Here is a 12,955-nt window from a genome sequence, read left to right as displayed (position 1 = left end):
GGCCGAGCGCACGGTCGATCGGCTCTGGACTGTCGTCGGCAATCTGCTCGACGCCTTCACCCCAACCGAGTGCGCAAACTACTTCGCTGCCGCCGGTTACGATCCGGAGTAGGTGGAAACCGCTCTAGCGGAGGCGATCGGATCGAGGTGACGCTATCCTCAAGGGTAGCGTCGCCTTTTTTCGTAGGGGCCTGATGGTGTGGACGACCCAAACCGCTGCGATGTCAGAATACAGACCTACCAAGCAAAAAGGCGGCGCAAGCGCCGCCTCTGAAGTCATTCGCAGCCTTCAAATTCAAGGGCTGCTAAAGCTTAGTTTAGGCCACGAACAAGCCGTGATCGGCGGACGATGAGGCATAGAAGTTGAAATCGTGCTCGCCAAGAGCCTTGCCATTTAACGAGTTGACGGCAAAGTTGTAGTGGTCCCCGGTGTGCGTGTCGAAGATGGAGTAATAGTACACCTTCGCAGCGCCGGAATTAGCTTGGGTGGCAGCTTCGCCAACCATCTTGACCTGCGAGCCCTCTCCGAATCCGCTGAGATTGATGAAGTCGTGCTCACCAAAGTTGCCGGAGTTCGCAACATCGCCATCAGCACCGTGGAAATCGGTGATGTAGGTCGCGAGCTTGGAGAAATCACGCGTTGCAGCGTCGGTGGTCTGACCGTATTTAGCAGCAAGGACGAAGGTATCGTTTCCAGCACCACCGTAGTACTGATTGAAGTCGGCATGACCCTGAAGCTGATTGTTGCCCGAGTCGCCAGCCATCTTATCTACATCACCGCCGTTACCCTGGATTTTTCCATGAGCATCAGGAGCGACCGCCTGACCATCGACCGTTGCCATTGTATAATCTCCCAGGGCACCAAGCCAAGACGTGGTGCTGTATGCTGAAACCAGCGAAACTGTTAATGCTTAATGGCGGACTTGCTTTTGGCCGCGCATAACCTTTCGTTAAGAATTCCAGAGAGGCGCGTCAACTTATAAGTATACCGATACGTATTTTCTGCTGAATTTGCCCATTTGGATTACGTACTTGACCCTGACCTAGCACACTGGTCCGCGCTGAGCGCGAGTTTCTTGGGTATCCCGAACCCTGAAAGAGGGTGAATGCCATGCCTTGCAAACGCTTCACGAACGAACGATGTCGGGAATACCGTCGTTTTACCGACAAATACCAGGCATAGTTTCGAGGACGAATAAGATGACGAAGCATAGAAAACCCGGCAGTCAATGAAACTGCCGGGCTGATGCGTGTTGAAGGTTCAACCGAACGATTTGGGTCTACAGAAGGTCGTCGTTGGCCCAAACTCGGACGTAGTCGACGTTCAGCTGCGTGGTCGGCATAGAAGCGTCGTACTTGCCCGGCCAGCTGCCGGTGTCACCCACTGCCAGGTTGACCAGCATGTACATCGGCTTGTGCATATCTGCGGGGGTGGCCAGCTCGGCGACTTTCGCGCCGTCGATGTACCATTCCAGCGTGTCTTTCTGCCAATCGACCCCGAAGGTGTGGAAACCTTCCGTCAAATCTGCCGTCTGCACCGGCGTACTGGTCAGCCTCTGGCCGGCGACCGTGGAGTGCACCGACGCGTAGGCGGTGTCCTTGTCGTGGCCTAGGAACTCCATGACGTCGAGTTCGGTCGTACCAGTGCCGTCGGCGTTCAGCATCCAGAAGGCCGGCCACATGCCCTGGCCTGCCGGTAGCTCGGCACGGATTTCGAAGTAGCCGTAGGTCTGGGCGAACGACTTGGCCGTGGTGAGCACACCCGAGGTGTAGGCCAAGTCCAACGGGTTGCCGTCGTGATCCGGGGCCGCCGTGATGCTGAGGACGCCGTTCGAGACCGAGAACGGGTTCGTGCCGACGGATTTGTCGGAGTAATACTGCGCCTCGTTGTTGGACCCCAGGGTGCGGTACTCACTGCCGATGCCCAGCGCGCTCTTCCACACCGTGCCGTTGCCATTAGCCGAAGCGCTGAGGGCGTTGAACTCGTCGGAGAAGCTCAAGCTCATGCCCGGATGCGATGGGTCCGCTGGCAGGGCGAAGTCGCCGACCTTGAGGTTCGTGAGCGCCACGTTCTGCAAGGTCAGCGTTTCGCCGCCACCGAGCGCGATGACGGTATTCGAACCCACCTGACTGGCCGCCATCTTCAGCTCGGCGAAGCTGTGCAGGTTGACCCCCTCGAGACGGACCTTGTCGACGCCGGAGGCGAAGTCGGTGATGACGTCGCTGCCCTCGCCCTTGGCAATGACGAAGATATCCGCCCCGCCGCGGCCGGTCAGGATGTCATTGCCGGCCTTGCCGTTGAGGGTCTGAGCCCCACCATCGCCAATGAGGACGTTGTTGAGGCTGTTGCCGGTGCCGCTCTTGGCGTTGCTGAAGCTCAGGTTCTCGACGTTGTCGGGCAGAGTGTAGTCGCGCCAAGCGATGATGACGGTATCGACGCCGCCGCCAGGCGCTTCGACGACCTGATCGCTCGATTGCCAGATGTGATAGGTGTCGTCGCCGGCACCGCCCTTCAGAACCGCACCACCCTTGTTCCAGCCCCAGATGTCGTCGTGCCCGGCCGTGCCGCTGAGGGCCTGGACGCCATTGTTGGCCTTGATCGTGTGGGTCGGTGTGGCACTCGTGCGAGCTGTCTCGCCCGTCTCAGCCGGCGGCGCAACCACGACGGGCGTTTCTGTGACTTCTTCGAAGACAAGATCGTCGGATGTAAGCGAATTACCACTATGGACAGCGTTGAAGCGACCGACCGTCGCGCCGTTCTCACGGATCTCGTAGGTGTGCAGCGTACCCTGTCGGCTGATCTCAATCACGCTGGCATCTGTGGCAAAGCCTTGAAAGACTAGCGTATCCCCGCCCGAAGCGCCGGCCCCTTGGAAGTCAGTGATGCGGTTGAGGGCCGTTCCCGTCGACGTGGACGTGCCGGCCAAATCGGCCTTGCTGAACACAAAGAAGTCCGCCCCGGCCCCGCCTGTTAGGGTATCGACGCCGAGCCCGCCAGTGATGGTATCATCGCCACCGCCACCATTGATCGTGTCGTTGCCTGACGCACCGATGATGATGTCATCGCCATCCCGGCCGGCGATCAGCTGCGCGCGCGTCCCGCGTGACGATACGTCGATCCGGTCCGCGCTTGCAGTACCAGCCGTATATTGTGAACGTGATGAATTTGCATAAGTCATTATTTATTTAAGCTCCAAATTACACGGAGCATACATAGAATACCGCACCAAATATGATACTCATTCAGATATTTCATAAGTATCAAATCAAGTTTAGCTGACTATTTATGCCTATATACGATCATTTTGAATTTCTAACGCAAATTTAAAAAAACTATGCTCACAATCGTGTCATAGAATAATATATCAATAATGAAAAATTATTCCGACAAAACAGATCATAAAACATTTTCTTCCAGAATATTCATTCAACATTGCTTCTAGATGGAATAGGTCCTCAATTTGAAATATCTTATAAATTAGCAATTCAATGACTATCCTTAAGATCTCAGGCGATTTAAAATTAATTTAATACATATTGCGCAATGTTTTGTTTGTCTTAGATTTGTTATCCCGATTTGATATGAATTAACACCGTTAAAGAGCTATCGATATAATTGTATTCGGCAGCCCTGCTGGAAGTATGACCGCTGCGAAATTACCTAAGCTAGGACAAGCCAACGGCCGGCATGCAAGGAAAACGATCGAATTACCGACATATCGTTTAGGTTGCTATTGAGCCCTAGCAGGCGCTGAGAGGACCTGCTTTCCGGCATCTTGACGGACGAAGACCTATAACCTTGATGGGTGGCAAACAGACTCTGGCTGTTGCTCAGCATGGGCATGGACTCCTTCGTACGATAGGGGACGATCCTCAACCCACCCCATCGCACTGGAAATCATGGCGAAGTGCAAGCGCGTCGCGTACCTTGTACAGGTGAGCAAGGTTGGTAGCGTATCCGACCGACCCGCACGCATCTTCTACGTGGTACTTACGCAGATCGCTGACGATGCGCTCCGACAAGTTCAGGCGCTGTGCGACGACAGCGAGGAGGCCAGCCTCGCGGATGGCTTCCTCTCCACCACAACAGCCCGTACTCTGCGCCTGATGCCGGATCAGCCTCGACGGCTGTAGTGCCTTAACCCTTGGTTGTCGGAACTGACTTAGTGATCCAGCCCGTCTTACCATCCGCGTAAAACTCGACGAGGCAGCTGTTCTTCCCGGCCTCGCTTTCCCTTTCAAGGCTTAGCTAAATACCTGAACGCCTGATATCATTTTACATTTTCTCTATAATCAGGTCGGCGGCTGCCGCCGCAGAAATGTGTGAGGTGTCGAGTAGAGGAAGACTGAGTTCCTCCGCTAGGCGCCGGTATGTCTCAACCCGCTCGACACTCATATGCTCGCGGGCGTGGACATCGCCCCGCGCGATCATTCGCGCCACGGTCGTGGGCCGATCCGCCCAGCACATGATCGTGCGGGGGTAGGGCGCCCAACCGGCGCGATAGGTCGGCGAGAGAAGTTGGGATGCGGTGAACCAATGGCGATCGAAGACCACTGGGCCGTCGGGAGCGTGTCGAAGGGCGAGCGCCACAGCTGCATGTGCGACAGCATCGGCCAGGGCGTGCTCGCCCCGCCCGGCCAGGAGAACCATAAGGCCGCCGATCTGACCGCCAAAAGGATTTAGGACCGTTGCTCCAATCCGTCGTGCGACCTCCCGGGCGATGCTGGACTTGCCGGAGCCGTCGAGCCCATCGAGGACGAGGGCAATGCGCGAGGTCTGCTCGGTCTTCTCCTGGGCCCGACTACGCGTTGAGGGATAGAGCCGTCCTTCGCGACGTCCATGTTCGAGGTAGTGCAATACGCCCTGCCAGGGGCGCCCGAATAGGGCTGCAAGATCCGCGTGTAGACGGATATATCCGGGAGGATCGAAGTCCCCAGGTACAGGGCCATGCTCGACCACGAGCTCCTCAATGCGCGTCGTCGCCCAAGCTGGACCAGTCTCGTCCGCGATCCCGCCTCGGATCGCCGCCAGGAGATCGGCTGTATAGGCTTCCCAGGTGAGGCCACGGATGCGGGTGCGCCCGGCACGCGCGCATCGTGCAGCACGGTCGGGGGCAGCCCGCATGGCCGTCACGGCGGCCGCGATGGCGGGACCCGTCGCGATATCAATTACCTGGGCAGTAACGTCGTGCTCAGCGAAGGCAAGTGTGCCGTGCGGGGTGGTGACCAGGGGCGTTCCGCTGGCCATAGCTTCGGCGGCCGGATTGCACCAGCCTGCCTGGAGCTCGGCGCTGCAGAATACATCGAGGCCGGCGTAGAAGTCGGCGAGCGCTTCTCCGAACAGGGGTCCGTGCCGAACAATCCGTCCTGATACCAGGAGATCGTCTGGAGGCGGCGCCTCCCGCGGATCAGGATGCCCGAACCAGTGCAATTCCCAATCGGCGCCGAGTTCTCGCAGAGCACCCACTAGGGCGCCCGGATTTTTGTTCGCAATAGCGCCGAGGCGGTATCGCCCGATGCGTGGAGGCCGGACAATGGAAGGTGCGAACAAGGTCGTGTCGACTCCGCCCACGACTTGATGGAACGGTCTGCCGAACGCGGCCAAATCCGCCTCTGACCAATGCGCATTGTTGACGAGGATGAGGTCGGGTTCGAGGGCCTGCGTCACGCGTTGATAGGCATCACGACGGCCGGGACCGTTCAAAAAATGCTGGACGCGCAGACCCAAGCGCGGGTGGCGCAGGGTTGCGAAGCGCGCCACAATGGCGTCGGGAAAGCCGCCGCCCGGCACCATGACAGCGTCCCAGGTCTCGTCCAGCGCGGCCTCGCGCGACAGTTGCCGGAGAGCGCTCGCGAAGCCAGCCGGCTGGTGCTCGCCGCCCTCGCCTAGCACTAGGAACGCGAGTTCGCCGCCCCAACGTGCCAGGATCTGCCCGACGCGCTCGAACCGCATCAACCCTCCGGTCAGGGCCAGGTGATCGCAGGCAACCAGGAGCCGCATCGCGCTACGTCCGCTTCGAGGGAAACAAGCCTCGGAATGCCCGGCCGAGGCGAATGGCCGGGCCTAGAGGCTCCGGTGGCGGCATCACGAGACTGGCCTCGGCCCGTACCAGCGCGGCCTCCAGACGCTCCACCTCGCGCTCGCGTTCCGCCGCATAGGCGATGACGCGGTCGGTCCGCGCCCGCGCGTCTTCAAAGGCATTGATAAGTTCAGACCGTTCGGTCTGCAGGGCTGTAACCTCATCGGTGAGGCCCCTTGCGTGCATCAGCAACTGCGCGCGGGACGCAGGGTGCGTTGAGGCGAGCCAAGCAAAGTCGCGGTTCGTCTCACGCCCGCTCACGACTTGCTGAAAACGAGCTTCTCGGTCGAGACGCTCGGCGATGGCCGCATCGGAAAGATGGACCCCAAGCGGGGCGGTAGCTGCATGCAGCAAGGTCAGGTAGGTCGGATCGATCTCTGGTGCGGGCCATCCGGTGATGGGTGTCGTGAGGAAGGTATCGACGAGGCCGCGTACGAGCAGGTGCCCGAAGTCGAGGGGCGTGTCGAGGTTCCATTCCAAGTCGATGAAGGTAGCCCGGTCGCCATCGACGAGTAGGTTGCGCGGAATGGCATCAAAAGCGTGGCCAGGCAGGCGGGTGTCAACCTCGGGCACCAGGTTGCCAGGACTGGCATCCAGGAATTCGGCGCGGAGGGCGGTGATCCATCGTTCCGCCCACGTTGCTACGTCGGCCTCGGTCCAGCCGTTGCAAGCTAAAATTTCCTCTAAAGTCTCGGGCCAGGGCTGGCCGGGCGCGAGGGCCTCAGCCGGAAATCGATTGGTGATACCGGCCGCGCTGCGCGTCAGCCCGGGTTGACGCGGCACACGAAGGACCACCGGAGGTCCTCCTTTCTGAGCCAAAATAGTCGCGACCTTATTAAACTCCGGCCGTCGTTCATGGCCAATGTGCAAGGCGAGACGATGATCCGCTGGGAGCGTAACGGCTGAAGCTATAACGAGCACGGCTGGTGCACGATCCGCGAGGTCACCTGCCTCCGCGATGCGCCGCCAAGCCCTACGCCCGTCAGATGCTTCTCCGGCTAAAGCTCCAGCATCAAGCCCCGAATTCGGCGACAGGCCATGTTCGGACAGGATGGTGCGCGCCTCACGATGATTTGGAAATGGAAACCACCAGTGCTGGTGCACGAGGCCGGCTCCCTCCAGCAACTGACGCAGTTGGGTCCAGGCGCTCGTCCGGCTGCTTGAATGCGATGAGAAGTCCTGCGCAGCATAAGCACGGCGTTGGTCCACCGGCCCATTTTCCAAGGCCAGGACCAGCCGACCGCCTGACCGTAAGCTTTGCAGGATCGCGCGCAACCAATGCAGAACGGGATCGTCCGTTGGGATAAAACCCTGCGGGCCTGGGACGTCCAACATAGTGAAGAGATCGAAGGCCACGATCGTGTCGTAGACAGGGGACGCGTCAAGAGGCTCAGCCTCGGATGGCATTCGACTGTGGCAGGTCAGTGAGTTCGCAAGTTCCGATGCACGACCTCGTACACTCTGCACAACCGATCCAAGCAAGAGTACGTCCCCAGATAGCATATCCTCGACAGGCAGCAGGATGTTGGCTGCCGTAAGGTCGTATAAGCAACTCATCTCGGATGCAGGCCCGGTACGAGCCGGTTTAGACACACGTTCCTCGCCACGGATTGCCACTTTATCCCGATCACATTGCCGAAAGGCAATTCCTATGGTGCCTATCTTTCCTGGTCATAGAGCTGACATGAGGTTTCATGGACAACTCTGGGAGTTGAAGTTATTACTCCTCTAAGAAGGAAGTCAAACACCCGCAACGCCAGCCGCCGATAGGCGAAATGAATGAATTTCGCACCGCATATCAATTCTGATACAGTCCGTATTTTCGTAACAAGTACGACCTCTGATGCAATCAACGTCAATCCTGCGATCAGATCTTATCTGATTGAGGGGCTGATAGATCGGGTTGGACCGGCCGCCGTCGCTCACGCACCGCTGGAACTGGCGTGTGAGCGGGTGCAACGCCTGCGCCCAACGCTGGTGATCGCAGTTGGCAGTCTCGTGCCTGATGCAGCTGGTCTTGGTGCTCTGCGCCGGGCCGTCGATGCCGTCGGGGGGCAACTCGCGTTCTGGCTCACCGAAGATCCCTACGAATTTGACTACGCCTTCAAAGCGGAGATCCTCGCCGACATCATCTTCTCAAACGATGGCTGGGCAGCCCACCACTACAGGCACGGCTCAGTGCATCATCTTCCGCTGGCCGCATCCCCAACGCGTCACCTCCGTCCCATCCGTCCAGACCTGCCGCGCGATATCGCAGTCTTTTTCTGTGGTGTTGCCTATCCGAACCGCATTGCGCTGCTCCGACAGGCGGACGAGCTTCTGTCCCGACACCCAGTGGAAATTCTTGGGTGCGACTGGCCGGCCGATTTGCGCTGCGCGAGCAATCGACGCCTGACCGCGGACGAGATGGCGGACCACGCCGCCGCCGCCTGGCTGACGTTGAACATTGGCCGCGACCTCGACATTGCGAACCGACGCTTTGCCCTGCCACAGGCGACCCCAGGGCCGCGTACCTTCGAGGTGGCGTTGTCGGGCTCGACGCAGCTCTTCTTCACTACTGGTCTAGAGATCTGCGACGTCTTCGAACCGGAGCAGGAGATCCTCCTCATCGATAGCCCCCGCGACATCGCGCGGGCTATCGAGCGAGTACAGGATGAGCCAGCCACGATCCTCGCAATCGCCGAGCGTGCGCAGCGGCGGGCCCTGCAAGACCACACCTACGCATGCCGGGCCGAGCGTATTCTCGATCTCTGCGGCCTTCGTACCTGCGCCACACCCGTGGGCTTGGGAGACTTGTTCGCAGGGTCCCATATGGAGCCGCATGGATCGGTACGCGTATGACTGGCCTTTCGATCCTGCTCCTCGACACGGAGCCGCGGACCCACAACCATTACATCGCCCTAGCCATAGCAGACGCTCTACGGCGTCATCCCGACGTGGCGCGGGTGGTCGTCGCGCATCATGGCGTCGCGCTTGCGACCTTCGTGACGGAAGGACTCGACACCTTCCTGGCCTTTGGTGGGGCCAAGATGCACGCGCCCCTGCTTGGCCGGCTTGCGCGTCTGGCCCAGCTCAGCATCCTGTGGACGACCGAGGACCCCTACGAGCGCTCGTCGAACGTTCGCTTCTCCGACTGCTTCGACATCGTCTTCACCAACGATCGCAGCAGCGTTGCCGCCTACGAGGGCCGCGCCGTTCATCTGCCCCTGGCCGCGAGCCCGCTCTTCCAGGATTTTGCCGTTGGCGGGGACGACCGTCATTATCTCTACGACCTGCTCTTCGTCGGAACCGCCTGGCCCAACCGGGTCGCTAGCCTGAACACGATCTTGGGGCTCCTACCCGCCGATCTGCGGGTCAAGATCGCTCTGCCCTGGAACGTCCACCTTGGCCCGCCCAACCTTCACGATCGTTCGATTGCCACGGATTGGCGCTGCGGTAACGTCGATTTCGCCCGTTTGGCGAACCGCAGTCGCGTCGTGCTCACCCTACCACGCGTCTTCACAGGCAGCGCGGCCGAGCAGGCTGCCGGATCGACGCCGCCGCCGCGCCTGTTCGAGACCGCCCTGGCTGGTGGCTTTCAGGTCATGGTTTCGCCTGAGCCAGAGGTAAGGGACTATTACACCGCCGGCGTGGAATTTCTGCTCTGCATGGACGATACCGAGGCGGCGGACGCCATCGCCTGCATGTTGGCGGCGCCCAAGAAGCGTCTAGCCCAAGCTCGTGCCGCGCGCGCCCGAACGCTGGCCGAGCACCTCTACGACCATCGCGTTGCAACGATGCTGGAGCGGAGCGCCGCGTATCGACGGCGTGTGTCCCCCCTCGATGGGGGGACACTGGCAACGCTCCCGCGGAAGACCGTGCTCATTCTCACTCATAATCGGATGGGCCAACGCGAGGGCGGTGGCGTCGAGGTCTATCAGGAGTCGCTCACAGGACTCGCAGACCGCTACGACCTGCTGTTCTTGTTCCCGGTGTTCCGGGGCGAAGAGTGGGAGATGCGCCTTGAGGGCCCGGGCGTCGCGCTGAGCCTACCCTGTGGGCCCGTCGGCTTGCCTCGACTTACCGATCCAATCGTAGAGGGGCAGTTCACCCGCATCCTGTTCGAGCATCGGGTGGACCTTCTTCATATCCACCACCTGCTGCACTGGCCCTTGAGCCTGCCCCTCATCGCCCGTGCCTGCGGCGTGCCGGTAGTCTATCACCTTCACGACCATTACCTGATCTGCGAGCGATGGCTCCTGCTCGATCACAACGGGCGCTTCTGCGACGTGGCCTATCGCGGGCGCGATCAGTGCGATGCCTGCCTCGCCGCCAGTCACAACTACCCCGCTGGGGCAAAGGCACGCCGTGACGCGTTCCTGGGGCATGTGGTCGGTGCGGTGGATGCCTTCGTGACCAGCACACCCGCTACGGGCGCCTACCTTCAAGCCTTTTACCCACAAGTTACGTCCGACCGCATCGCCGAGATCGCGATGTTGACCCCGACGCCGTCCTACGCCGTGCCCGAGGAGCGACCTGGCGCGGATGCGCCAAAACCCCTCGTCGTCGCGGTGATCGGAAACTTTACTCACCACAAGGGCGGGGATGACGTCATCGAGTTGATCCGGACCTGCGAGTCCTATCCTATCCATTTCCGGATCTACGGTCAGGTTAGCCCCCATCATGCGGGCCGCCTGCGCGGCCTGCCGGCAGAGCGCGTGACAGTCTATGGCGCCTACGAGCAGCGCGGTATCGTTGCGCAACTACAGGGCTGCGATGTCTCCCTTCACCTCTCGATCTGGCCCGAGACCTACCTGATTGCGCTTACGGAGGCGTGGCAGGCCGGCCTCGTTCCAATTGTCACCGACCTCGGTGCCCCCGCCGAACGGATCAGCGACGGAATTGATGGCTTTCGGGTGCGGCCGCACGATCCCGGTGCTGTCCGGGCCAAGCTCTTGGCCCTTCATTTCGACCGGGAGCACCTCGCAGATCTGCGCGCTACCATTCGGCGCAAGGTGTTCCCATCGGTGGAAGCGCATCTCGATGCCCTGCACCAATTGTATGCCAGCCTGATTGCCCAGCGGCCCTGTCCACACGACCGCATCCCAAACCGACGACCGAACACCTACGATCTGTCTTTTGACGATCTCGCCCTTCAGGTGAACGCGCCGTCCTGGGTGAGCAGCGACGTCCTCTGGGACCGAAGCCGCGTCCCGGATAGCAGCGGCTTTCCAGACACCTTCCCGGCGGTTACCTGCATCGACACCCTTCCGGACGAGGACGCAGCCAAGCCCGCTCTGGAGCGTCCCCTGAGCCATCCGGCCCTTGCATGGGCCCTTGATGGTCTCTGGACTGACCAGCGCCGCCGCCTGGACCGAAGCGGACACGCCGTTGTCTTTCGAAGCCTCTCCTTGCGCGGCTGGATGCATCTCTCGGAGAGCCAGGGGCCTTACCGGACCTACCTACGCTTCAGCGATGGAGTAAGCACCTCCTACGCTCCCCTGCGAACCGAGAGCCGACAGGACGTACTGGAACACCTGCAAGCCTTCGCGGCTCAAGATGCTGGCTTCGCTGGACAGGTAGACCTGACTGGTCTGAGCTTCGGAAGCCATGCGGTGGACCTGATCCACGTGACGGCAACCCACCGCGTTATCATCCGCGGCTTACTGCGGATTTTCGCCGCCAGCGATCTCGACGTCGCGCGGGCTGGCCACTTCCGAGCCGTGCAGAAGTCCGGCCAGGACCCGGAAACGGCGCCGCGTGGGGCTTCACCGAAGCGCATTCGGCAGAGCCTACCTATCTGCGACGGCGTGCTCCTCGGCTCGTCCGCGGAGCTATGGGCCTTCGAAGCCTGCCTGCCCAACGCACCAGCGGAGGCGGTCCAAGTCTGGCTTCAGGGTCTCGACGGCACGAAGCTACGGCTCGACGCAGAGGCGCACGCCGCTCCAGACGGCACGCTCCGTTTCGTGGCTGCACTAAGCGGACTGCAATCCTGCCCTTATGAGATTGTTCTGCGCACCGGCCGCGACAATGGTTCGGCGATCTTGCTACCAGACAGACTCCAGATCCGCGAGCAGCCCGGCCGCTGCCGGGAAACCGAGACGCTGCCCGCCTCCTTCCGGCGCCGCTTCATCAAAACGATCCGGCGGGCGCCGAACCTCAACGTAGTGACGCTCTCTACTGAGGAGGACCCGCGTCGCGTTCGGTGTCAGGGCTGGGCCTTCCTGCGCAGGCTCGGCCCCGCTCTCTGCGTGGTAGCTCGCTGGGAAGAAAACGGACAAGGCCGGATCTGCATCGGTGCCCCCGTTGAGCGGCCAGACATCGAAGCGCATCTGGACACGGCGATAGCCCGCACCGCAGGTTTCGATCTCGTGATCCCGGTGCAGGCCGTAACCAGCGGGTGCGTTCGGTTCTATCAATGCTACCGCTGGCGTACGGTAGAGTTCACGGGCTTCCGCGAAGCACTGATCATGGCGCTTGACGTCGCTTAAAGCGCGATCTGTCAACCTAACCGATGTATTCTACAACATTCGACTAACACGTGGCCCTGTATCGGTAAGGCCGCGTGGCTGTCAGATCAAGAAGATTAAATTCGGAGCAGCTTTTCCTGACTAGTTTAAGCGTCAAGTGCACAGTCGGATACTCAGCCGAGGGCAGGCGCTGATCCGTGAGCGCGGCGCGACCTTGAACGGGAGCGGAGCCACATCTGCCGTACGCCTTCGGTGAAGGCCGCGATCGCGACCGCGGCCTTCACCGAAGGCGTACGCCGTATCAGCCAGTCCGCGCGGCGCTTGACCTAAATCCAGGTCCGTCATCCTGAAGGGATCAAACGGATTTGGTATGCGACACGCCTCGTCCGAACCTCTTTTACGTCGGCGCACAGCGCAGCGCCCAGG

General features: G+C 60.6%; 7 protein-coding genes and 1 pseudogene. 4 read left to right on the top strand and 4 right to left on the bottom strand.

The window, feature by feature from the left end:
• Positions 1-112 (top strand): annotated as a pseudogene (locus J7U37_RS24045) (IS630 family transposase); the annotation flags it as partial.
• A 205-nt stretch (positions 113-317) separates the two neighbouring features.
• On the opposite strand, the gene J7U37_RS24040 reads toward J7U37_RS24045, so the two are convergent.
• Both J7U37_RS24040 and J7U37_RS24035 read right to left on the bottom strand, forming a co-directional pair.
• Entirely contained in the window at positions 318-842 is a 525-nt protein-coding gene (locus tag J7U37_RS24040) for a hypothetical protein (RefSeq protein WP_247637369.1), read from the bottom strand.
• 438 nt (positions 843-1,280) lie between these two features.
• Positions 1,281-3,179 carry a family 16 glycosylhydrolase gene (locus J7U37_RS24035; RefSeq protein WP_247637368.1) on the bottom strand — a complete coding sequence of 633 codons (1,899 nt, stop codon included), beginning with the start codon at positions 3,177-3,179 and terminating at the stop codon, positions 1,281-1,283.
• Between the two features lie 721 nt (positions 3,180-3,900).
• Here J7U37_RS24035 and J7U37_RS24030 point away from each other — a divergent pair.
• Complete coding sequence (locus tag J7U37_RS24030; protein WP_056188184.1) at positions 3,901-4,134, top strand: hypothetical protein; 234 nt, start codon at positions 3,901-3,903, stop codon at positions 4,132-4,134.
• A 142-nt stretch (positions 4,135-4,276) separates the two neighbouring features.
• Here J7U37_RS24030 and J7U37_RS24025 read toward each other — a convergent pair whose 3' ends face one another.
• Entirely contained in the window at positions 4,277-6,001 is a 1,725-nt protein-coding gene (locus tag J7U37_RS24025; RefSeq protein ID WP_056188181.1) for a glycosyltransferase, read from the bottom strand.
• 4 nt (positions 6,002-6,005) lie between these two features.
• Positions 6,006-7,436 carry a hypothetical protein gene (locus J7U37_RS24020; RefSeq protein WP_156376081.1) on the bottom strand — a complete coding sequence of 477 codons (1,431 nt, stop codon included), beginning with the start codon at positions 7,434-7,436 and terminating at the stop codon, positions 6,006-6,008.
• A gap of 423 nt (positions 7,437-7,859) precedes the next feature.
• On the opposite strand from J7U37_RS24020, the gene J7U37_RS24015 reads away from it, so the two are divergent.
• Positions 7,860-8,921 (top strand): glycosyltransferase, encoded by a 1,062-nt coding sequence (locus tag J7U37_RS24015; protein ID WP_082508056.1) that lies wholly within the window; start codon positions 7,860-7,862, stop codon positions 8,919-8,921.
• A complete protein-coding gene (locus J7U37_RS24010; RefSeq protein ID WP_247637367.1) occupies positions 8,918-12,550 on the top strand; it encodes a glycosyltransferase in 3,633 nt (1,210 codons plus the stop codon). Before J7U37_RS24015 ends, J7U37_RS24010 begins: the two co-directional genes overlap by 4 nt.
• Positions 12,551-12,955 lie beyond the last annotated feature (405 nt).

It is taken from the genome of Methylobacterium sp. 37f, from assembly GCF_023093475.1.
GTDB lineage: Bacteria > Pseudomonadota > Alphaproteobacteria > Rhizobiales > Beijerinckiaceae > Methylobacterium.
The sequence above is the reverse complement of the archived record's forward strand: the minus strand, read 5'-3'. Positions and strand labels throughout refer to the sequence as shown.

Bases quoted from the DNA above. Each gene is read 5' to 3' on its own strand.
- J7U37_RS24040 (WP_247637369.1), bottom strand. From the start codon at position 842: ATGGCAACGGTCGATGGTCAGGCGGTCGCTCCTGATGCTCATGGAAAA.
- J7U37_RS24035 (WP_247637368.1), bottom strand. From the start codon at position 3,179: ATGACTTATGCAAATTCATCACGTTCACAATATACGGCTGGTACTGCA.
- J7U37_RS24025 (WP_056188181.1), bottom strand. From the start codon at position 6,001: ATGCGGCTCCTGGTTGCCTGCGATCACCTGGCCCTGACCGGAGGGTTG.
- J7U37_RS24015 (WP_082508056.1), top strand. From the start codon at position 7,860: ATGAATTTCGCACCGCATATCAATTCTGATACAGTCCGTATTTTCGTA.
- J7U37_RS24010 (WP_247637367.1), top strand. From the start codon at position 8,918: ATGACTGGCCTTTCGATCCTGCTCCTCGACACGGAGCCGCGGACCCAC.
- J7U37_RS24030 (WP_056188184.1), top strand. From the start codon at position 3,901: ATGGCGAAGTGCAAGCGCGTCGCGTACCTTGTACAGGTGAGCAAGGTT.